This is a genomic window from Pseudarthrobacter sp. S3 (genome assembly GCF_050156905.1).
Taxonomy (GTDB): domain Bacteria; phylum Actinomycetota; class Actinomycetes; order Actinomycetales; family Micrococcaceae; genus Arthrobacter.
Genome location: NZ_CP189583.1, coordinates 585,080 through 605,542, shown reverse-complemented (window position 1 = coordinate 605,542; position 20,463 = coordinate 585,080). Strand labels below are relative to the sequence as shown.

Below are 20,463 nucleotides of genomic sequence, written 5' to 3'. Positions count from 1 at the left end.
ATCGGCTAACCCTCAGTCGCTGGTGCGGGTGGGTCGTGACGAACCGGGGAGTTCGCGGCGAAGGCGCGCACCTGGGCGTCGTTCCAGATGTGGGCCGGGACGGCGCCGCCCAGCAGCCGGCGGGCCAGCTGCGGGTCTCCGTCGAGCGGGCTGTCGCTGCCGGCCATGACCATGTTGCCGTAGCGGCGGCCCTTCAGCATGGCGGGGTCGGCGATGATGACGGTGTATTTGAATGCGGCCGCGATGGTGGCGGCGTCTTCACGCGCATTCTTCAGGTCGGGCGCGTCGCCGGAATTCACCACATAGATGCCGCCCGGCGCCAGGACCCGCTGGATGTGGTCATTGAACTCGGCGGTGGTGAGCGGCCGCGGTGTGAGTGAACCGGCAAACACGTCTCGGATGATGAAGTCGCGGCTGTCCGGTGTCAGCGTCTCGGTGACCTCGCGGGCCTCTCCCACACGGAGCCGAAGGAACGGTGCCTTGGGCAGGTCGAACCAGCCGCGGACATACTCTGCCAGTTTGCCGTCGAGCTCCACCACCACCTGCCGGGCGTCAGGATAGGCGGCGTGGAAGTAGCGGGCCAGCGAACAGGCCCCGCCACCCAGATGCAGTCCGCGCAGCTTCTGCGTCCCGCTCGCGGCGGGCGGGACCACCCTGGCTCCGCTCTTGCCGGCCTGCGGCGGCCAACGGGACTCAATCAGGGCCGCCATCCAGCGCATGTACTCAAAATCGAGGAACAACGGATCGGCGAGGTCTATGTGGGAGCTCATGACACCGTTGATCTTCAGGAGCCACCCGTTGGAGTTGTCCTGGTCCGCAATGAGCTCGCAGTCGCCGGTATCAACGTAGTAGACGCCCTCAACCGGGCCCTCAGGACGGCTCCCCTTGGGCACCTCGATGACACCCGCCGTCGAACGCTGGCTGTTCCGCCCGCCTGACTTGGCACGCTTTGCCATTACCCGTGTGCCGCTTCAGTCATGGATCAACCATAAGTGACCACCCAGCGCCGGCGGTCCGGCCCGGCCTCAGTCCAGACCGGTCCGGGCGCCGCAAGCTGGCTAGGTTGCCAGCGGCCTGTCCCGATCTTCCTTTTCCTGATCCCGCCGAAGTGCCTCCGCCCGGGTGGCATCGGAGCGCGTGGCGTCGGTGCGGATGGCGTCATCCGGATGCATGTCGGCGTCGGCCCGCATGGCATCGGTACGCGCTGCGTCCCCGTCCTGATCCATGTCGGGGTCCAGGGCATCAGCCTTCTGGGTGCGCTCGGCCACGTCTTCCCGGAGCGACCTGGCAGCGTCGGCCTTCTGCTCAGCCTCCTGCTTCAGCCTCGCAGCGTCCACCTGTGCCTTTTCCGCGTCGGCACGGGCGCGGGTGGCCCGGGCTTCGTTCTCACGCGCATCGAGCTCGATGTTCTCGGCTTTCCTGCGCATTTCGGCGGCCTTTTCGCGGTGTGATTCGTCCCGCTTCTGCTGCATGGCCTGACGGCGACGCCCGGTCACCAGCCACAGCACAATCAGGACCAGCACAACGATGGCAATAATCACCCAAACCCACGATGTTGTATCCACGACTGCCCACCCTTTCCACTTCATTGTGACGGGGTCCCTGCGATGCCGGGCGGCAGGCGATACGAACCCCTTTTGAAATTCAGGTAGGAAGGGTACTTACCTTCCGTTACTAATCATGCTTACTATTTTACGGCCAGTATCGCTGGTTCTTAATCAACAACAGGCCTTCTTTGGAAAGAGAGAGCGAAGATGACAGAGAACCAATGGCCCGAGGATTCGGCTTACCCGTCTCCACCGGCCACCCACGGAACCACAGGAGAACGTGCGCCAAGTACGTTCCCCAGCACGTTACCCACTGCAGCGCCGCAGACGGGTGATACCTACGGGACCTCCCGCACGGATGCAGCCAAAGAAGAAGCCGGAGATGTGGCGCGGACCGCGGCAGATTCCGCACAGAGTGTGGCTGAAACCGCCAAGTCGGAAGCGGCCAACGTCGCATCGGAGGCCAAGGCGAACACCAAGGAGCTCCTGCACCAGGCCCGCCATGACCTCACCCAACAGGCCAGCGCGCAGCAGCAGAAGGTAGCCAGCGGCCTCCGGTCAGTCTCGGACGAACTGCACGCCATGGCTCAGGCGTCCGACCAGCCCGGGGTGGCCACCGACATGGTCCGCCAGGCAGCGGAACGTTCCTCGTCCGTCGCCACCTGGCTGGACGGACGGGACCCGGGGTCGCTCCTGGACGAGGTCAAAACCTTCGCCCGGCAGCGACCCGGGACTTTCCTGCTTCTCGCGGCCGGCGCAGGAGTCCTTGCCGGCCGGCTCAGCCGCAGCCTGAGCGCCGGCGCACCAGAGTCCGCGTCGAATTACCCTGGCACGGGCGGCCAGCATGTCGCGGGTCCTGGCGGCTACACGCCGTCGGCTGGTGGCACTGTCCCGCCCCCGCCGGTGCAGTTGCCGGGCCCGGCCTACAACACGGCAGGGTTCGACGGCGGCGCACCGGGGAGCAGCTACGGTGACCCCTCGCGTCCCGCCAGTACGTTGGACCGCCCGCAGCTCGCGGAGGAGTGGTCTGATGAGCGCCGCGACGACGATCCCTTGCCGGATGGCGCTTTCGCCGACGATCCTATGGCCAACGACCCCCTGACCCGGGACCGCTCCGCAGACGGCCAGGCTGGCAGGCTCTGATGAGCAGCCAGATACCTGCGCCTCCCCCGTCTGCGGCGCATGCTAAGGCGGACAACACGTCGTTGGGTGACCTGCTCGGCGAGGTGACGCGCGACCTTTCCACGCTCATGCGCCAGGAAGTGGAGCTTGCCAAGGCCGAACTCAAGGAATCCGCCAGCAAGGCAGGCAGGGGAGGTGGCATGCTGGCCGGCGCCGGCGTAGCCGGCCACTTCGTGCTCCTGTTCCTGTCAATCGCCCTCTGGGTCGCGTTGGGCGGGCTGATGGGACTCGGCTGGTCCGCCGTCGTCGTCGCTGTCATCTGGGGCGTCATCGCCGCTGTGCTGGCCTCCGTGGGCCGCAGGGAGCTCAAAACTGTAAAGGGCATGCCCCAAACCGCTGAAACACTCCAGAAAATTCCCCCAACCCTAAAACCCGGTGAGGTAAAACCATGAGCGACAACCCGGACGTTATCCGTTCAGATATTGAGGCAACCCGCGCCCGCCTGGGCACGAGCGTGGACGCGGTGGCAGACAAAGTGACGCCGTCGAACATCGTCCATCGTCAGACAGACAAGGTCAAGGACGCCGTGTTCGGAGTGAAGGAGAAAGTCATGGGAACAGCCGACGCCACCAGCCGCGTGCATGGTGGCACCCGCACCGACAGTGCAGGCAACGCCCTCATCGAAGCGGGTGCTGCCATCGGTGACGCTCCGCACCAGGTGAAGGCCAAGACGCAGGGCAACCCGCTTGCTGCTGGGCTCATCGCTTTCGGCGCCGGCCTGCTGTTGTCATCGCTGATCCCGGCGAGCGAGAAGGAACGCGAAGCAGCGGATGCCCTCAAGTCCGCCGCCGAACCGTTGACCACCGAGCTGACCGAGGCCGCTAAGGAGATCGCTGAGGGCTTGAAAGAACCGGCGCGGGAAGCCATGGAGAACGTCAAGGCCACCGCCGCCGACGCGGCCGAACACGTCAAGACAGAAGGCCAGGTTGCGGCAGCGGACGTCAAAGACCGTGCCGCGGACGCGAGGGAGAATGTGCAGAACACGTAACGGCGACGGCCCCTGAGGGCGCCAAAACCTTACGACTACAGCGCGCAGACGGGCCGGTTCCGCCTCCCCAGGCGGAACCGGCCCGCTCCTTTTTCCAACATCGGAGGACACCCCATGACCACTCACGACGCGCCCGAAACCAGCACCGCCAAGGCGTGCAGCGCTCCGGCGCCCGACGATTCCCGGAAACCGGATAGCCCCACCGACGTCACCAAACCGTCCTGGCAGTTCATCGCCAAAAAAACGATCAGGGAGTTCAGCAAGGACCAGTGCCCCGATCTGGCGGCAGCCCTGACCTATTACGCCGTGCTTTCACTGTTCCCGGCGTTGCTGGCATTGGTTTCACTGGTAGGCCTTTTCGGCGATGCGGAAAAGACCAGCACGGCCCTGCTCGAAATCGTCCGGGGCGTTGCGCCCGCAGACACTGTGAACACCGTCAGCGGGCCCGTGCAGGAGCTCGCCGCCGCGCCTGCCGCCGGACTTACCCTGTTCGTCGGCCTCGCAGCTGCGCTGTGGTCAGCCTCCGGATATGTCGGAGCGTTCGGCCGGGCCATGAACCGAATTTACGAAGTGGATGAGGGCCGCCCCTTCCTGAAGCTGCGCGGAACCATGCTGGCCGTGACGTTGCTGGCAGTGGTCACGGTGGCCGTCCTCGCCGGCTTGCTGGTGCTCAGTGGACCGGTCTCGGAGGCAGTCGGCGGGGCCATCGGGCTCAGCGACACGTTCCTCACTGTCTGGAACATCGCCAAATGGCCCGTGATCGTGGCCCTGGTCATGGCTATCATCGCCATGCTCTACTACGCCACGCCCAACGTAAGGCAACCCAGGTTCCGGTGGATGAGCATCGGCTCGTTTATCGCCTTAGTGGTGTTCCTGTTGGCCTCGCTGGGTTTCGCCTTCTATGTGGCCAACTTCGGCAATTACAACAAAACGTACGGCGCGCTCGGCGGTGTGATCGTGATGCTGCTCTGGCTGTGGATCCTGAACATGTCGCTGCTGTTCGGGGCAGAGTTCGACGCCGAGATGGAGCGGGGACGGCAACTCCAGGCCGGAATCGAGGCCGAGGAGACCATCCAACTGCCGCCCCGGGACACCAAGAGGAGCGAGAAGATACAAGAGCAGGAGGAGGACGATATCCGGCGCGGCCGCGAGCTGCGTGAGCACCATCGGAACGGCGCGGAGCAGTCGGAACGGGACACCACCACGCCGGACCCCGAGGACTAGGCAGGGCACCCAACTTAGAGGAAAATTAATACCAGCAGATTCCTTCGGGTTTCCCGGGGCCGTGGCGTCCCGGGTGTCAGGCGGGGTCGGCGGCGAGGTGGCCTCTCCTGAGACCGAGGCCAGTCCCCCCAGTCGTCGTCGGCCCCCTCATTGTGTTCGCTGCGCAGCATCCATGTGGTTCCACCGTTTATGCTTCTTCAGCGTTCGAACGCCACAGCGGATTCCATGCCCAGAGCCAGCAGATAGGCGCCGAATCCCTGCGGCGCCCGGGCCTCGGTCCGCCCGGAGGTCACAACCCGGACCGCGTCCGTGGAAGTTATTCGGTACCCGTTGCGGCGCAGCTGTGCTGCCAGGACCCGGTCCTCATGCGAGGGCTGGCAGGGAAAGCCGCCAGCCCCAATGTAGGCCGAGGCCCGTACCCCGAAATTCGCACCGTACACATGGGGATGGTCCTCCCCCAGCGGATGCCGAACGTGCCAGCGCCGCAGGAGTTCGCCGTCCATCCCGGCCGGATCCGGTTCCACCGTTCCCAAGACTGCATCGGCGCCGCGGTCAGCCAGTTCCACCTGGCGGAGGAGCCAGTTGTCCGGAACGCAGGAATCGGCGTCTGTATTGGCCAGCCACACCCGTTCGGTGGCCAGCACGCGGCCCGCCCGCGCACGGTCCGGCCCGCGTCCTGCGAGCAGCAGGTTAATCCCTGCCCTCCGGCTCCTCCCCACGCTGCGGAACACGACCGGCAGCAGGGTGATGCGGCCATCCGCCGCTGCAAACCGCGCCGCCACGGTGCCCGAGCCGTCCGTGCAGGCGTCCAAAACCACCACGATGGCGACGTCGATCTCCGGTTGGCTTTGCTGCAGCGCATCAGCTGCGCTACTGAGCGCTGCCAGCGCACGTGCCAGGTGCGGTTCCTCGTTATGGACCGGAATGACCGCGGCAACCTGCTCGATCCTGCCCATCTCAGGACACCGGAGGTCCGGGATCGCCGGCGTCGCTGCCATCGGCGGGAGCCACGAGCGTTTCCAGCACAAAATCGCGTTCCTGGTACAGACCGGCGGTGGGCCACCGCAGCCGGTTCCGGGCCAGCGCGTGGACCGAGTCGCCGTCGAGCTCCCATCCGGAAACCGGGTGCCGCCAGTGGCACAGCAGCAGCGTGCCGCCCGGCGCCATCGATTCCTGGATCCGCTGCAGCAGCACCTCCAACTCTGCCGCCGACAGGTAGTAGCCCACCTCGGAGACCACCACGAGGTCGAAGCGGCCCCCGGGCCAGTCGGCAGGGAGCGTCAACTGCCGCGTGCTGACGCCGGGAAACGGCGCGAGACGGCGGGCCGCAAGATCAAGCGCGGTACCGCTGGCATCCACGGCAAGCAGGCTGGCGCATCTGGTGGCCAGTTCGGCGGTCAATGTTCCGATGGAGCAGCCGATTTCCAGGCCAGAAAAGTAGGTCTCCTGGGGCAGCGCGGCGAGGGTGAGGGTGCGCTTGCGCCGCTCGTACCAGCTGGTGGTGTACGCCCAGGGGTCATCGGACTTCGCGTGTACGGCGTCGAAGATCCGTTGCGCGTCCGCGCTGGAATGGGGAGGGGATGGGACCAGTTGGGCCCCCGGCGGCGTCCAGGCGAATGTCTCAAAAGAGCGCCTGAAATGTTGCAGCAGCCCCTCGCCGAGGAGCACTTCGTCCCCGGGGAGCCCGGACAGCGGACGGATCTGGCTCGTGTGGGAGTCCATGGCGGATCTCTTCGCCGCCTGCTGTTCAGTACTTAGCGGAAAGCGCGCCCAGGACCGCCAGGCAGGGTCCTCCGGGGAGGCCCACAACCAGTACCAGATGGGATACTCCAGCAGGCCGTGCCCATCGACGCCGGCGACGTCCGCAGCCACCGCGCCGAGGGCGTTGTGGTCCGCGTGCCCGTCATCCCGGTAAGGGGCCACAATCGCCAGCTGCTGCGGTGGGCCGGTGAATCGGCCAATGGCCTCGCGCAGCCGGCTGGCGATTTCCGGCGCCAGTTCTTGCAGGCCCCTGTCCGGCAGACCGAGGAAGCGCCAGCGTCCGGCCATCCCCAGGACTCGCATCGCCGCCGCAAACTCCTCAAGCCGGACGGCGGCGAGCTGTTCAGGCGTGGTTGTAGCCGAGTCCGGGTGCGAGCCCTCCCCCGCCGTGCACAGCAGCACCTCGACGTCGGCGCCCAGCGAGTGCAGCAGCTCCAGCAGGCCCCCGGCGCCCAGGGTCTCGTCGTCGGGGTGTGCAGCCAACACCACGAACCGCATGGCAGCCAATTCGTTTTGCCCCAACGGCAACTCCGCTATCGCGGCGAGCCCGCTCGCCGCCCAACGGGCCTCGGCAGTCCCCTGGTCCGTGTGCGAAAAAGTCACCACAGATGTTCCCCCTTCAGCGTCAGTTTTCCCAGCTGCGCATCGTCTCGCATTGCATGGTGCTGGCGCACGTACAGCGCCAGGTCAGCCATGCGCTTGGCATACGGTTCGTCAAACGCCAGCGGCGCCGGTCCCCGGTTCTGGCTTACCAGGGAGAGGACGCGTTCGACGGCGGCCGCTACGGTTCCGCGTACGCGTAACGCATCGCTCCATACGCTCCGGTTCGTCCCTGTGTGCGCCCCTGGCTTCCGGGTGTTTTGCCTGGCTTCAGGGCTGCGGCCTCCAGTCTGCGGTGCATCTTCCCCGGTGGACAGGCCGCCGTCGTCAATAGCTGTTGCTGTTCGCGCCAGGTACTGGAGCGCGGCGGTGAGGATCCTGTCTGTTTCGCCGAGTGCAGCCAGGGCAATCTGGTCAGGTTCGCGGCCGGACCGGGCTGCGGCAGCCAACGCATCTTTGTAGTCCCGTGCCACGCCCACGGCGCCCCCCAGCCAACAGGCAGCTACCCCCATGCCACCCCAGGCAAAACCGGGCCGGCTGAAATACCAGCCGTCGCTGCCCAGCTGCTGCGCGGGCACGTGGCTGAAATGGACCGTACCGCTGGGAATCTCCCGCAGCCCGCGGGCCACCCATGCCGGCTCGTCACAGGTCACGCCCGGATGCCAGAGGTCCACGGCAAAGGCGGCTCGTCCGCCGGTTTCTGTGTGGGCAGTGATAACGGCCCGGTCCAGGAGCGCCGCCACGGAACACCACGGCTTGGACCCGATTAATAGAATTCCGGCGTCACCGGTCTTGGCCTCGAGGCGAAGCCCTGGGCCTTCGGCGGCAAACACTCCCCATGCCCCCGCGCGGTCGGCAGGATCGTGGGCCGCCCGATAGTTCTCTGACTGGGCAAGGATCGCTTGGGCATCCACATGCGGTTCAAAAATACGGCCGGCGGCAACGTCCACGGCGGAGACGGAAGCGAGCAGCTCCCAGAGATGGGCAGTATGCCCGCCCCCCGGCTGCGGCCAGTTGCCTCCCGCGTCCCGGGCCAACGACAGCAGCGCGGGAACGTCGCCGGCAACGGAGGCCACGGAGTCGAGCAGGGGAACTGTCCAAGCCAGCTGGGATTGGGTTGAGATCATGCGGACGGGCAGGTGGGGCGATGCGGACATTCTGGCGTTTCTCCGGCCCGAGCTACTTTGCCGCCGGGTCCGTGACGGCGGCGGACGGCGTCATGGTTTCAGCGTTGACCATCCATGCCAGCTGTTCCAGGCGTTCGATGCCGGCATGCAGCAAGTCGGCGCTGGTGGGATCCTCTTCGTCCACCTCATCGTGGACATCCCGCATGGTTTTCACCGTCCGCTCCAGCCTGGCCGTGACCAGTTTGACGGCATCTTTCGTAGAAATCAGCCCGCCGGTGAGCTCATCAATGCGTGTGTCTGCGGCTACGGTCCGGCTCCGCCCGTCGGGCAAGGCGTGCAGTGCCCGCATCCGCTCTGCCGTCTGGTCGGCAAACAGCCGGACACTGGCGATGATCTCGTCCAGTTGCAGGTGGAGGTCTCTGAAGTTGGTGCCCACGATGTTCCAGTGGGCCTGTTTGGCCTGGAGATGGAGCTCAATCAGGTCCGTGAGGACCATCTGAAGGTTGCTGGCAAGGGTGGGTGACGCTTTCATCGTGTTCCTCCAGTGCAGGCGACTCCGGACGGAGCATTGGCCGGACAGTCATTCTAAGCATACTTAGCAATTGACCAATGACCCGGCCGCGCTGTGCGCTCAGCGGACGCGTGCCAGAGCGAACCCGTCCCAGCCCTTGGAGCCGACAGTCTGGATCACGGTGGCGTCGAGCTGCGGGTGCCGGCCCAGCAGCTCCAGGGCGCTGATGATCCCGGGGGCGTTGACCTGGTCCATGGAAGGATCCAGCACGGCGCCCTCCCAGACGGCGTTGTCCAGGACAACCGTGGTTCCCGGCCGGCCCAGGCGCACGGACCACTCGAGGTACGCGACGTTGTTTTCTTTGTCCGCATCGATGAACACAAAATCGAACGGCTCCTGACCCTCCGCCTGCAGCGCGGCCAAAGTGTCCAGGGCAGCGCCCACCCGGACCTCTACCTTGTCCCCCAACCCGGCCGCCTCCACATTCGCCTTGGCGATGTCCGCATGCTTCGCGAGATATTCGCACGTCACCAGCCGGCCGCCGTCGGGCAGTCCCTGCGCCATCCAGATGCTACTGAACCCGGCCAGGGTGCCGATCTCCAGAACCCGCCGGGCGCCGGACAGCTGAACCAGGAGCTTAAGCAGCTTGCCGGCGTTGGGCGTGACTTCAATGGGCGGCATCCCGGCGTCGACGGCGGAGCGAACCGCCTGCTGGAGCGCAGCGTCCGGATGCACCACTGTGGTGGCGAGGAAGTCTTCCACGGCCACCCACCCCGGCTGAGTCTTGTGCTCAAACATGGCCACAGTCTGGCACGCGGGCATGCGCCGGTCCAGGACTCGGCGCATGAAACCCGTCCAGTGACTGCGGGGGAGCATCACGCAGAGCAGGCTTTTGGCTCACCCCGGGCGTCACATCCTTGAATTGACGCGGGTACGGCCACCCGGCGGCGCCAAAAGCAGGCTTTGCGTGACAGGAATTAGGAGCCGTCTGAGAGTGCCTCTTCGAGGCGATCCACCTTGGCGCTGAGCTCACCCTTGTAGCCAGGCCGGATGTCCGCCTTGATGACCAATGAGACACGGCTGCCAAACTCTCCCACGGCTTCGGTGGCGCGCTTGACGACGTCGAACACCTCATCCCATTCGCCCTCGATGGTGGTGAACATTGAGTCCGTCTGGTTGGGCAGGCCCGACTCCCTTACGATCCGCACGGCGGCCGCAACGGCGTCGTGCACTGAAGCGTCGGTGGGACGCGATCCCCCGGCGGGCGTACCGGACGGGGCGACTGAAAATGCAAGCAACATAGGGCAAGTCTGTCATGCAGCCGAACCCGGAACGGGTTTAGCGAGGCCGGCAAAGCGTCACATAGCCGGCTACCCTCCGGTAACCGTGATGGCTGCCTGCCGCATTGCTAACCTGAACGAATGAGCATTGCTGTCGTCCGCAAGCCACTACGCGCAGACGCTGCCCGGAACGTGGACAAGATCATCCTGGCCGCGCGCCAGTGCTTCCGGGAGCATGGTCCCGAGGTTCCACTCCAGACCATTGCGTTGACGGCGGGCGTTGGCCCGGCCACCCTGTTCCGGAACTTCGCCGACAAGGAGGAGCTGGTCCTGGCCGCCCTCAACCGGCAGCTCCGCGAGACCGTGGACCCCGTCATGGCGGGCGCATTGGCTGACATCGACGCAACCGCGGGGCTGCTGCGCGTCCTCGAAGCCCTCATGGCCGCGGCCAGCGCTGATGCCAACCTGCTGGGCGCCGTTGCGGGCCGCCGCGAACTCCTCACCGGCATCACCGGCTCACTGATGGACTCCATGAGCGTTCTGCTGGGCCGCGGCCAAGGTCAAGGCACCCTGCGTTCCGATATCTCCATGACTGACATGTTCCGCCTGCTCGCTATGCTGATCGGCGTTGTGGACACCATGGAACCGGGTTCCGATGCCTGGCGCCGCCCCCTGGCACTGATCGAGGATGCCATCCGCGCTGAACGGCCCCACCGCCCGTTGCCCGCGCACGTACCGCTGCCCGCTCCGCAGCTGCGGGGTCCACAGTTCACCTGACACTCCACGCCTAACCAACCGCCGGGCCGGCTAAGCAATGACTGCACAGAGCCCCGGTGGCCCCATTGTTGGTGCCCCAAGGTTGGATTAGACTCGGGTAGGGTTACGCAGCCAGCCTCTGAATCTTCAGAGGGAGCAATAGTGAAACAATCGCGGCGCAATCATTCCAACGCCATCGTCCGCCGATGAACCAGGCTGACCTGTCCCGGCTCATCCACGACCCCCTAGGCCCGGAGAAGATCCTTCCTTCGTTGGCAGCTGAAGACCTGGCCAATCTGCTGGACACCCTCTTCCAAAACCTCGACACTCCCACCCCAGTGTTCGGTGCGCAGGTTTGGTACGAGCTGGGAGTTGAAGAAAGCGCCCGCCGGACCGGGTCGCCAGAGGATGAACAAACGGCCTGACCGGCCTACGGCTGGGGTTCTTCAGTCGGGGTTTCCTGGCGCCCGGCGCTGTCTTTCCCCTCCGCCGCGGTGTGTTCCTTGCCATGGTTGTGCGGCGCATGATCGTAGTCATGGGGCACATGCTCCTTGGCCTCCACCAGGTGCTGCTGCAGCTTCTCCTCTGCGTCGCGACGGCGCCGGGAAGTATCCCGCAGTTCCCGCGTCGATTCGGAGACGCTGGTGTCGTACACCGGACGCGGCCTCGGGTCCGAGCCTTTGGGGTTATCGGTTCTGCTGCCTGGATCGGGTGCGTTGGGATCGGTCTCATCATTCATCTAAGGGGCTCCTTTAGGCATTGCAAACCGCTTCACGCCGATATTTTCCGGCCTTCAGCCGTCCGGTTCCGTTTCCCGGATTCGGAGTTCGGCCCGAACCGCCGCGTGCAGGGCGGCCATATCCGCTCCCCGGCCGAGGTCCAGGGCCCGCCGTATGCGCTCGGAAAGTAAATCCAGGTCCTCGGGCGGAAGGTCGGCCAGGGACAGGAACCGGGTAAAGAAGCGCTTGACCGGCAGCCCTGCTCGCCAACCTTCAAGTGCTGGACGGTGAGTCTTGCCGGGTCTTGCACCGGCTGGGTGCAGCCTTATCTCCATGGTCAGCGCTCTCAGGAGAGTCCACGGCCAACTGCATAGCCAGGCCCATGCTACAACGCATGTGAACCGCACCACCAGTAGTTTGATGCCGGTTTCGCAAGATGGACAGTCAGTTCCAACCGATCAGCCGCAGCAGGGCTGCAGCACCGGCACCCACCACAACCACCACGAGGAAGGGCGCCCGAAAGGCCAGTGCGACGGCCGCGGCGGCGAGGGCTCCCAGCCGCGCGTCGGCGGCCAGCGTCTGGCCGGACGCCACAGTGTTGACGATGGTCAGCGATGCCAGCAATCCGATGGTCATGGTGCCGGCAATACGCGACATCCGGGGGTCCTTCAGCAGCTTCGCCGGGACGAAATAGCCCACCAGCTTCCACCCATAGGCAAGGACGCACGCCAGCAGCAACCAGATCCAGAGATTCATGTGCCCGCCTGCACTGCCTGCCCGTGGCCGTCCCCTTGCTTGTCCCGACGCGCGTCCACTTGATTGTCCCGACGCGCGTCCACTTGATTGTCCCGGTGCCTGTCGTTGCTCCGGTCCCGGCGCCTGTGGTGCCCATCGTAGGGATCCACGTCCGGTTCCAGGCCTTCATCACTGCGTCCGTGGCTGAACCAGCCGATCAGCGCGGCCACCACGGCGGCGATCAAGATGGGCACGCCCGCGGGAACGAACGGCACGGCCACCACCGTGGCCAGGGCGCACACCACGGCAATCGCCGCCGGTTCCCGGCCCTTGAGCCGCGGCCACAGCAGAGCCAGGAATGCGGCCACCGCGGCACCGTCCAGGCCCCACTGCCTGGGATCGCCCAACCCGCTGCCGGCGAGGGCACCCACGGCGGTGAACAGGTTCCAGAGAATGTAGATGCCAATGCCGGCCGTCCAGAAACCCCGGCGTTGCTCATCAGGATCAGTCTGCCCGCTGCTGGTGGCGGTCGACTCGTCGATGGTGACCTGCGCCGCGACATAGCGCCGCCAGCCGGTCGGATGCAGGAGCGCGTTGAGCTGCATGCCGTAGATGCCGTTCCGCATGCCCAACAGCGTGGCCGCGCTCATGGCGGCAATACCGGATCCTCCGCCCGCCACCACACCGATGAACGCGAACTGGGAGCCGCCGCTGAAGAGCAGCAGGCTGAGGGCCATGGTTTGCCAGAAATCCAGTCCGGAGGTGACGGACAGCGCGCCGAAGGAAATCCCGTAAAGCCCCGTTGCAATGCTGATCGAGATTCCCACCCGCACGGCGGGCGAGGCGAGCAGCTTCATCGCCGTCGTCCCGGTTTCCGCAGGCTCCAGGCCCACAGGATCAGCGGCAGCTGAAGCGGCAGCCTGACAGCATGCACGTTGCGCTGCGCTGGCGAACCGGCAGGGCCATACGCGCGTCGAAGGGCGTCCACGTGCCCGGCCAGGAAGACGGTGAACATTGCAGTCACGGCGGTTGCGGTTGCGCGGCGTATGCCGGGTATCAAAAGTCCGACGGCGGCACCCGCCTCCAGCAGTCCGCTCACCGCAATCCATTCCCTCCGTGACATCACCGCCAGGGGCCGCCTAACGCCGTCAGTCGCTGGTATTTCGCGCCCCTCCGGCGACTGGCCGCCGGCAATTGGCGCCTCGCGGCAAAGATAGTCGGGGACCACCTGCTCGAAGAACCGTGGCTCGCGGAAGTGCTTCATGGCGCTGGCCATCAGCAGCGCGCTCATGGCCGCCGCGGAGACTGTTTGGGTGGCCCGGGCGGACCAGCGAAAAGGCATGGGTCCACTCAATCACAGCGCCGCGCCGGCGGCTAAACAGCAGCGACCTAAACAACACGGCAGACAGCACCGGCTCAGGAGGGCAGCTGGACCTGTTGCCCGCTCGGTTGGAGCTGCGCCAGCACACTGGCAGGTTTGTTCGTGGTGATTTCGTGGATCCCCAGTCCCTGGCAGAGCGCCACGTCCCGCGCGGAATCCACGGTCCACACGCGGAAGCGGCGGCCGGATTCCAGCCAGCGCTGCACCGTCCGTGCGTGCTCGCGGACGTACATGATGCCTGGCCCCGCGAGTCCCACTTCGCAGTCATCCAGGATGCGTTCGCCTTCCAACTGCGCCGCCTTCATCAAATTGGCGATCGCGCCGCCAGTCAAGGGGCCAAGGCTCAGGTCGTCGCGGAGTTCGTCGACGTCGATGTCGTCCACCAACTGGCAGATGAATGCGGCCGGCACGCTCCGGAGCAGATGCTTCACCGAATCGGGGCTGAAGCTCATGAAGGTCACCCGGACGTTGTCCACCATCGAAGTTCCAGCGTCCCAGCCTTCGCCCCGGAGCACGCCCAGCACACGGTCTTCCAGTTTCAGCTGGTAGGGACTGGGGTGCTTGAACTCGATGGCCAGTCCGATGGGGCGGCCAACGCCGCGCAGGATGTTTAGGAGTTCCGGCAGGGTAAGGAACTGCTCAGACCGGGCACCGTATTCCTCCGGGATCCGGGCGCCCTTCCAGGACGAAAAGTCCAGCAGCCGCAACTCCGCCAGCGTTCGGTCCGCGACGGGCCCGGTCCCGTCCGAGGTCCGGTCCAGGTTGGCGTCATGCAGCAGGACGGCGTGCTGGTCCCGGGTGAGGTGGACGTCGCACTCAACCCCGTCAGCGCCGTCGGCTATCGCCTGCAGGTAAGCGGCGCGCGTGTGTTCGGCAAATGCCGCGCTGGCGCCCCGGTGAGCGAAAACCAGTGGCCTTTCCGGCACAGACTCCTCGAATGTCATGAGGACACGCTAGCGGACGAAGCCCGGCGGCGCGGGACTAGGCTGGGCACATGCAGGTGAACTCTGAGCCAACTACCCGCCAGCCCCCGCCCGGGCCCGCAGATCCCGCGTCGCGGTCCCCCAAGGCGAGTGCCGCCGTCGCCGGTCATCAGCTCAGCGCCGGGGACGCCGAAAAGGCGGCAGCGCTGCGGAAAATGAAGCTTCTGGCGCTGGGACTCCTCATTGCCATGGCGGTCATTTTTGTCTTCGCGTTCGCGCTGCAGAAGGAGTATCCGTGGCTGCAGTACGTCCGCGCCGCGGCTGAGGGCGGCATGGTGGGCGCGCTGGCCGACTGGTTCGCCGTCACCGCGCTCTTCAAGTACCCCATGGGCATCAAGATCCCGCACACCGCCATTATCCCGCGCCGCAAGGACCAGATCGGGGCGTCGCTCGGCGAATTTGTGGAGACCAACTTTCTGTCGGAACAGGTGGTCCAGGACAAGCTGGCCAGCGTAAACGTCGCCCGGAAGGCCGGGCAATGGCTCGCCGGGCCGGGTGGCGCCGAGCGGGTGGCGAAGGAGGGTGCCGCCGTAATCCGCGGTGCGTTCAAGGTGTTGAACGACGACGACGTCCAGGCGGTCATCGAGGGAATGGTGCGTAAGCACCTGCTGGCTCCGCCGTGGGGACCGCCCGTAGGCAGGATGGCGGAACGGATTTTTGCCGACGGGCACCATCACAAGCTGGTGGACCTGCTGGTGGACCGTGCCGCGGACTGGGTGGATGACAACCACGAAACCGTCAGCCGGCTGGTCTCGGACCGCTCCCCCACCTGGGTCCCGCAGTTTGTGGACGGGCTCGTGGGCGACAAGGTTTACGTGGAGATCCTCAAGTTCGCGCGCGCCGTGCAATCCGATCCGAACCACCAGGTGCGGCAGCAGATCGATAAGTACCTGAACGACCTCGCGCAGGATCTTCAGCACGATCCCGTCATGATCGACCGGGCCGAGGACATCAAGGCACAGGTACTGGGAGACCCCGAGGTCCGCGAACTGGCCTCCCGCACCTGGGGAACCGTGAAGAGCGCCCTGCTGTCCGCGGTGGACGATCCGGACAGCGAGCTGACGGTGCGGTTCAAGGCGGCAGTGCGCGATTTCGGCTCACGCCTGGTGAACGACGCTGAACTTGCCGGCAAGGTCAACGCCTGGATCGGCGACGCCGCCGGCTACCTGGTGCGGACCTACCGCTCCGACATCGCCGGCGTGATCACCGATACCGTGGCCCGCTGGGATGCCGAGGAAACGTCGCAGAAAATCGAACTCCAGGTGGGCAAGGACCTGCAGTTCATCCGGATCAACGGCACCGTGGTGGGCTCACTGGCCGGGCTGGTCATCTTCAGCGCGGCGCACCTGGTCTTCGGCTGACCAGGCCCTTCCAAACCAACGCGGGGTCACTTACGGCCCATGTTGGCGCGCGGCATGGGCCGTTAGTGACCCCGCGTTGCAGTGGGCTGACTACGCGAAGGACTCCAGCTGAACGCTGGCCGCTTCGAGCCCGGCCCGAACACCGGCGGCCATCTCCACGGCCCCGGGGGTGTCGCCGTGGATGCACAGGGAGTCGGGCCTGACCTGAACCGCCGTTCCGTCCAGGGCCACAACTTCGCCCTTCGTCGCGAGCCGCACGGCCCGCTCAACGATCGAACCGACGTCGTGCAGGACAGCACCGGGCTGGGAGCGCGGCACCAAGGTCCCGTCCGCCTGGTAGGCGCGGTCCACGAAGGCCTCAACAAACACCGGGTGGCCGGCTTCCTTGGCCTGGATCAGCAGCTGCGAGCCGGGCAGCCCGAGGATCGGCAGCCCGGGGTCGTAGGCCTGGATGGCGGCGACCACGGCAGAGGCTTGCTCGGCGTCGTGAACCAAGCGGTTGTACAGGGCACCATGCGGCTTGACGTAGTCAACGGAGGCACCGACGGCGTGCGCCACGCCGTCGAGCGCGCCCAGCTGATAGAGCACGTCGCCGAAGAGCTCATCGAAGGACATGTCCAGGGACCGGCGGCCGAACCCGGCCAGGTCCCGATACCCCACGTGCGCACCGACGGTCACATCAAGTTCGAAAGCGGCACGGCAGCTGTCGAGCATGGTGATGGGATCCCCGGCGTGGAAGCCGCATGCCACGTTCGCGCTGGTCACCAGCCGGAACATGGCGGCGTCGTCCCCCATGTTCCACAAGCCGAACGATTCGCCGAGATCAGCGTTAAGATCCAAGGTTGTTGCCTTCCAGAGTAAGTTTTTCCGGTTCCGCCGCCGCGGCCTTGAGCTCCCCCGGGATGGTGTCCGGCATGGGGCCAAAGGCTTCCTTGGCGTTCGCCACCACGGCGCGGCCCATAATGAGGTTACCGGCACCGCCCACCACCGCGCCGATGCCGAACGGAAGCGCCCGGCCAAGCAGCGCAGTGCCTTGGCGTTTGAGCAGGTTCTTGAGGAAGGCCTTCTGGATCTTGTTCCGAATGGCACCGAAGCCCGATGGCATGGACTTGGTCAGGACGTTGCCCCACGCCTGCGTGGGGCTGGCTCCCTTGCCCATGGCCTGGCCGCTCAACGTTCCCAGCAGTGCCGTGCCTTCTTCGCCCAGCATGATGGCCATGACCATGGTGCTGGCCTTTTCCGGGTTGGTCAGCCGGATGCCATGGAGTTCCGCCAGCGACGTGGCATATAGGGCTGTGGCTTCCAGGAAGCCCACGGTAGCCGCAGCGGAGAGGCCCAGGGAAGCCACAGTTCCGACGCCCGGCACAACGGCAGTTGCGCCAACGATTGCACCACCGCCAGCCACCGCCCGAAGGTAGTCGCGTTCGAGGATCTCCGCGAGCTTGGCGGCACTGGCGCGCGGGTGTTTTCGTTGCAGCCGCCGGACGTAGGCGAGCACCAGCGGCCGCTGGATTTCAACTGCCCGGAGGAGCACGTTGTGAACGCCGGGTTTCGGTTTGCCGTCGGAGTCGAACACCGCGTTGTGGGCGGTCTCCTGTGCGATACGTACTGCGGGATTTCTGCGCTTGGCCATGGTCACCTCTGCTTCGGTACTGCGTGTGTCCGCCGGCAGTTTTGGCTGCGGCCCTGCCTTAACACTAAGGGTGCTTAAGACTAATGCGGTTCCGGTCCCAACCGAACCGTGCCTCTGAGTTACGCCAAGAACCGGCCGAGCCTAGATGCTGTGGACCCTGCTGTGGGCCTGCGTTTCCATGCAAGCCAGCAGACGTGGAACGCACGACGGCGGCAGGAGACTGACGCTTCAGCCTCACCTAAGGCGCGTAGTCACTTCAGGCGCGAAACCCCACGATGGGGAGGCTCGCCGTCGGAGGCCCGCCGGGGAAGACAGTGCGTTCCGGAACCTCAAAGGGAGCCAGGGCAACCCGGACTGCTTCTTCACCAATGGTGTGCACCTGGCCGCGGACATCGACGTCGAGCGGTCCGCCGCTGCGGATGCTGAGGGTGAGTGCACCGGCGTCGAGCTCCACCAGCAGCAGCCGGCCTTGGATCTTCAGGTGGAAGGACAATGCCTCCCACTCCGCCGGAAGCCTCGGATCGAAGAACGGCAGGTGGCCCTGGTCCCGGAGCCCGGCAAAGCCGGAGACAAGCGAGCTCCAGACTCCCCCGGCGGAGGCGATGTGCACGCCGTCGATGGTGTTGCCATGGGTGTCGTCCAGGTCGATGAAAACGGCGTTCGTAAAGTGCTCCAGGGCAGCTTCGGGGTGACCCACCTCGGCGGCCATGATTCCCTGCACGCAAGCCGAGAGGGTGGAATCGCCGGTGGTGATGGGATCATAGAAATCGAACGCCCGGCGCTTCTCCTCAGCGGAGAAATCCTGCCACTGCAAGAACATGGCCAGCACGGTGTCTGCCTGCTTCAGTACCTGGTGCCGGTAGATCACCAGCGGGTGGAAGTTCAGCAGCAGCGGGTACTTGGACCGGGGAGTGGTCCAGTCCCACGGCTCCAGGGTCATGAAGTCGTTGTCCTGCGAATAGACCTGCAGGTCATCGTCGAACGGCAGCTGCATGCGGTTCGACGCCTGCTCCCACAGCTCGCGTTCGGCGTCGTCGATCCCCGCGTGGTCCAGCGCGGCGGCGGTGCGCAGGTTAAACCTTGCCATCACGTTGGTGTAGAGGTTGTCGTTGACAACGGCCGTGTATTCGTCCGGTCCGGTGACGCCGTGGATGTGGAAGAGCCCGTCTTTTCCGAAGAATCCCAGGGAGCTCCACATGCGGGCGGTTTCGATCAACAGCTCGGCACCCATGCCCTCGCGGAAGGATTCGTCGCCGCTGGCCCACAGGTAGCGGTTGGTGGCGAAGGCAATGGCGGCTGCGATGTGGAACTGCGCCGTGCCGGCGGCGTAATAGGCGCTGGCTTCAAGGCCGTTGATGGTGCGCCACGGGAACAGCGCCCCGTCCACGCTGAGCTCCTTGGCCCGGATCTTGGCGGCCGGCAGCATGTCGTGCCGGAACTCCAGGACCTGGCGGGCGCCGTCGGGGTTGGTGTACGTGAGGTAGGGCAGGAGGTAGACCTCCTGGTCCCAGAAATAGTGCCCTTCATAACCTGAGCCTGTGACGCCCTTTGCGGGGATGCCGGCGATGTCGGCCCGGGCGGTGGCCTGGGCAAGCTGGAACAAGTTCCAGCGGATGGCCTGCTGGAGTTCGGGCTGGCCGCCCACCACGATGTCCGAGGTGGCCCAGTACGCGCGGTAGTGCTCGCCGCTCTCGGTGAAGATGTCCTCCACAGTACGGAGCCCGGCTTCGGCGGCCTCCGCGGCGTCCCGCGCCGAGTCCTGGACGCCGCGGCCCGCTGCGTAGCTGACGCTCTTTTCCAGCCGGAACGGCTCCTGGGCCCCTACCGCCAGGACATAGCGGACGCTGCTGTCATCCTCGCCCGCCACAGTCTCGAAAGGCTGGTGCCCGGCCGAGGTCCAGTGGTCCACGGCGATTCCTACGCGCTGCCCGGATTCCGCCGCTTCCCAGGAGAGACGGAGCGAGCCGTCGCCGCCGTCGGTCCTTACCGGCAGGAGGACCCGGCCGGCGTGCCGGCCCGCCCGGCGCGGGTCATGCGCCGAGTGGTCCTCCACAGGCTGGTCCTGGCGGTTGATGACGTACGACGTCACGTCGGCGGATACCTCGCGGTCCGACGCCACTTCGAGCGAGATGCCCAGGCTGCCACGTGAGGCGAAGCCCACGGCGCGACGTTCGGTGGTGGTCACCGTGGCGCCGGACCGGCACAGCCAGGAGATGCGGCATTCGTAGATGCCCGTGGCGAAGTCAACGGAGCGGCGGTAATCCAGGACTGTCGATTCGGCGAGCATGAGGCTCTCACCGTCAATGACCACTGTGAAGTTGTTCGCATCCGGGATGTAGATGATCCGCTGTCCGGTCCGGGCAAAGCCGAATGCGTTCTCCGCGTGCTTGATATCCCAGATCTCGTGCAGGCCATTGATGAAGCTCCCCGGAAGATCGGCGTCCGCGGCCGCCCAGTGGGCGCCACGGATACCCAGATGCCCGTTGCCAAGGGCAAAGAGCGTTTCCAGCGTGCCCGCGCTGCCCGGCTGGTGGCGTGTTTCCACAAGCTGCCAGGGGGTGTTGGGGAACCGTTCACGGTCCGCGGTGATGAGAGCCATGGTGTTGGGGTCCTTTGGCGTTGTGCGGTGCGGGGAAGTGCTTCGTGCCTGAGGCCGGGGAGCGTCAGGCGGCGAA

The 20,463-nt window shown here is 65.9% G+C and carries 23 protein-coding genes; 7 read left to right on the top strand and 16 right to left on the bottom strand.

The features are described from left to right. Nucleotides 1-5: 5 nt before the first annotated feature. The gene (locus tag ACQCSV_RS03000) at nt 6-956 is read right to left on the bottom strand and encodes a fused MFS/spermidine synthase (protein WP_354155397.1); all 951 of its coding nucleotides are present in this window, start codon (nt 954-956) and stop codon (nt 6-8) included. Between the two features lie 102 nt (nt 957-1,058). Then, nucleotides 1,059-1,565 (bottom strand): hypothetical protein, encoded by a 507-nt coding sequence (locus tag ACQCSV_RS02995; RefSeq protein ID WP_354155398.1) that lies wholly within the window; start codon nt 1,563-1,565, stop codon nt 1,059-1,061. A gap of 189 nt (nt 1,566-1,754) precedes the next feature. On the opposite strand from ACQCSV_RS02995, the gene ACQCSV_RS02990 reads away from it, so the two are divergent. The 4 genes from ACQCSV_RS02990 to ACQCSV_RS02975 all read left to right on the top strand — a co-directional run bounded on the left by ACQCSV_RS02990 (nt 1,755) and on the right by ACQCSV_RS02975 (nt 4,941). Continuing rightward, nucleotides 1,755-2,690, top strand: a complete 936-nt coding sequence (locus ACQCSV_RS02990) for a hypothetical protein (protein ID WP_354155399.1) — start codon at nt 1,755-1,757, stop codon at nt 2,688-2,690. Continuing rightward, the gene (locus tag ACQCSV_RS02985) at nt 2,690-3,121 is read left to right on the top strand and encodes a phage holin family protein (protein WP_354155400.1); all 432 of its coding nucleotides are present in this window, start codon (nt 2,690-2,692) and stop codon (nt 3,119-3,121) included. Before ACQCSV_RS02990 ends, ACQCSV_RS02985 begins: the two co-directional genes overlap by 1 nt. Then, a complete protein-coding gene (locus ACQCSV_RS02980; protein WP_354155401.1) occupies nt 3,118-3,717 on the top strand; it encodes a DUF3618 domain-containing protein in 600 nt (199 codons plus the stop codon). The genes ACQCSV_RS02985 and ACQCSV_RS02980 overlap by 4 nt, the downstream gene beginning before the upstream one ends. Before the next feature lie 114 nt (nt 3,718-3,831). Beyond that, nucleotides 3,832-4,941, top strand: a complete 1,110-nt coding sequence (locus ACQCSV_RS02975) for a YihY/virulence factor BrkB family protein (RefSeq protein WP_354155402.1) — start codon at nt 3,832-3,834, stop codon at nt 4,939-4,941. 197 nt (nt 4,942-5,138) lie between these two features. Here the strand turns inward: ACQCSV_RS02975 and ACQCSV_RS02970 are convergent, their stop codons facing one another. The 6 genes from ACQCSV_RS02970 to ACQCSV_RS02945 all read right to left on the bottom strand — a co-directional run bounded on the left by ACQCSV_RS02970 (nt 5,139) and on the right by ACQCSV_RS02945 (nt 10,241). Beyond that, nucleotides 5,139-5,897, bottom strand: coding sequence for a glycosyltransferase (locus ACQCSV_RS02970; protein WP_354183334.1), 759 nt, complete (start codon nt 5,895-5,897; stop codon nt 5,139-5,141). Nucleotide 5,898: 1 nt separating this feature from the next. After that, nucleotides 5,899-7,308 (bottom strand): PIG-L family deacetylase, encoded by a 1,410-nt coding sequence (locus ACQCSV_RS02965; RefSeq protein ID WP_354155404.1) that lies wholly within the window; start codon nt 7,306-7,308, stop codon nt 5,899-5,901. Then, on the bottom strand, nt 7,302-8,459 hold the full coding sequence (locus ACQCSV_RS02960; protein ID WP_354155405.1) for a hypothetical protein: 1,158 nt from the start codon (nt 8,457-8,459) through the stop codon (nt 7,302-7,304). The genes ACQCSV_RS02965 and ACQCSV_RS02960 overlap by 7 nt, the downstream gene beginning before the upstream one ends. Before the next feature lie 22 nt (nt 8,460-8,481). Then, entirely contained in the window at nt 8,482-8,961 is a 480-nt protein-coding gene (locus ACQCSV_RS02955) for a DNA starvation/stationary phase protection protein (protein ID WP_354155406.1), read from the bottom strand. Between the two features lie 99 nt (nt 8,962-9,060). Further along, the gene (locus ACQCSV_RS02950) at nt 9,061-9,738 is read right to left on the bottom strand and encodes an O-methyltransferase (protein WP_354155407.1); all 678 of its coding nucleotides are present in this window, start codon (nt 9,736-9,738) and stop codon (nt 9,061-9,063) included. Between the two features lie 179 nt (nt 9,739-9,917). Beyond that, nucleotides 9,918-10,241, bottom strand: a complete 324-nt coding sequence (locus ACQCSV_RS02945; RefSeq protein WP_141139239.1) for a thiamine-binding protein — start codon at nt 10,239-10,241, stop codon at nt 9,918-9,920. Between the two features lie 120 nt (nt 10,242-10,361). Between ACQCSV_RS02945 and ACQCSV_RS02940 the strand changes: the two genes are divergently transcribed. Together ACQCSV_RS02940 and ACQCSV_RS02935 are read left to right on the top strand one after the other, a co-directional pair. Continuing rightward, the gene (locus ACQCSV_RS02940; RefSeq protein ID WP_354155408.1) at nt 10,362-10,997 is read left to right on the top strand and encodes a helix-turn-helix domain-containing protein; all 636 of its coding nucleotides are present in this window, start codon (nt 10,362-10,364) and stop codon (nt 10,995-10,997) included. A gap of 185 nt (nt 10,998-11,182) precedes the next feature. Then, on the top strand, nt 11,183-11,401 hold the full coding sequence (locus ACQCSV_RS02935) for a hypothetical protein (RefSeq protein WP_282329703.1): 219 nt from the start codon (nt 11,183-11,185) through the stop codon (nt 11,399-11,401). 5 nt (nt 11,402-11,406) lie between these two features. On the opposite strand, the gene ACQCSV_RS02930 is transcribed toward ACQCSV_RS02935, so the two are convergent. The 5 genes from ACQCSV_RS02930 to ACQCSV_RS02910 form a co-directional block, all read right to left on the bottom strand. Beyond that, nucleotides 11,407-11,715, bottom strand: a complete 309-nt coding sequence (locus ACQCSV_RS02930) for a hypothetical protein (RefSeq protein ID WP_354155409.1) — start codon at nt 11,713-11,715, stop codon at nt 11,407-11,409. A 424-nt stretch (nt 11,716-12,139) separates the two neighbouring features. Next, the gene (locus ACQCSV_RS02925) at nt 12,140-12,451 is read right to left on the bottom strand and encodes an AzlD domain-containing protein (protein WP_354155410.1); all 312 of its coding nucleotides are present in this window, start codon (nt 12,449-12,451) and stop codon (nt 12,140-12,142) included. Next, the gene (locus ACQCSV_RS02920) at nt 12,448-13,287 is read right to left on the bottom strand and encodes an AzlC family ABC transporter permease (RefSeq protein ID WP_426939514.1); all 840 of its coding nucleotides are present in this window, start codon (nt 13,285-13,287) and stop codon (nt 12,448-12,450) included. Before ACQCSV_RS02920 ends, ACQCSV_RS02925 begins: the two co-directional genes overlap by 4 nt. Continuing rightward, nucleotides 13,284-13,772 (bottom strand): DoxX family protein, encoded by a 489-nt coding sequence (locus tag ACQCSV_RS02915; protein ID WP_426939139.1) that lies wholly within the window; start codon nt 13,770-13,772, stop codon nt 13,284-13,286. The genes ACQCSV_RS02920 and ACQCSV_RS02915 overlap by 4 nt, the downstream gene beginning before the upstream one ends. Nucleotides 13,773-13,846: 74 nt before the next feature. Beyond that, nucleotides 13,847-14,755 carry a glycerophosphodiester phosphodiesterase gene (locus tag ACQCSV_RS02910; protein WP_426939138.1) on the bottom strand — a complete coding sequence of 303 codons (909 nt, stop codon included), beginning with the start codon at nt 14,753-14,755 and terminating at the stop codon, nt 13,847-13,849. A gap of 50 nt (nt 14,756-14,805) precedes the next feature. Between ACQCSV_RS02910 and ACQCSV_RS02905 the strand changes: the two genes are divergently transcribed. Beyond that, nucleotides 14,806-16,155: a DUF445 domain-containing protein gene (locus tag ACQCSV_RS02905; RefSeq protein WP_426939137.1), complete on the top strand. Its 1,350-nt coding sequence runs from the start codon at nt 14,806-14,808 to the stop codon at nt 16,153-16,155. 90 nt (nt 16,156-16,245) lie between these two features. On the opposite strand, the gene ACQCSV_RS02900 is transcribed toward ACQCSV_RS02905, so the two are convergent. The 3 genes from ACQCSV_RS02900 to ACQCSV_RS02890 all read right to left on the bottom strand — a co-directional run bounded on the left by ACQCSV_RS02900 (nt 16,246) and on the right by ACQCSV_RS02890 (nt 20,387). Further along, a complete protein-coding gene (locus tag ACQCSV_RS02900) occupies nt 16,246-16,995 on the bottom strand; it encodes a LamB/YcsF family protein (RefSeq protein WP_426939136.1) in 750 nt (249 codons plus the stop codon). Then, on the bottom strand, nt 16,985-17,788 hold the full coding sequence (locus tag ACQCSV_RS02895) for a hypothetical protein (protein ID WP_426939135.1): 804 nt from the start codon (nt 17,786-17,788) through the stop codon (nt 16,985-16,987). Before ACQCSV_RS02895 ends, ACQCSV_RS02900 begins: the two co-directional genes overlap by 11 nt. Nucleotides 17,789-18,044: 256 nt before the next feature. Continuing rightward, nucleotides 18,045-20,387: a glycoside hydrolase family 65 protein gene (locus ACQCSV_RS02890; protein ID WP_426939134.1), complete on the bottom strand. Its 2,343-nt coding sequence runs from the start codon at nt 20,385-20,387 to the stop codon at nt 18,045-18,047. Between the last annotated feature and the right edge of the window lie 76 nt (nt 20,388-20,463).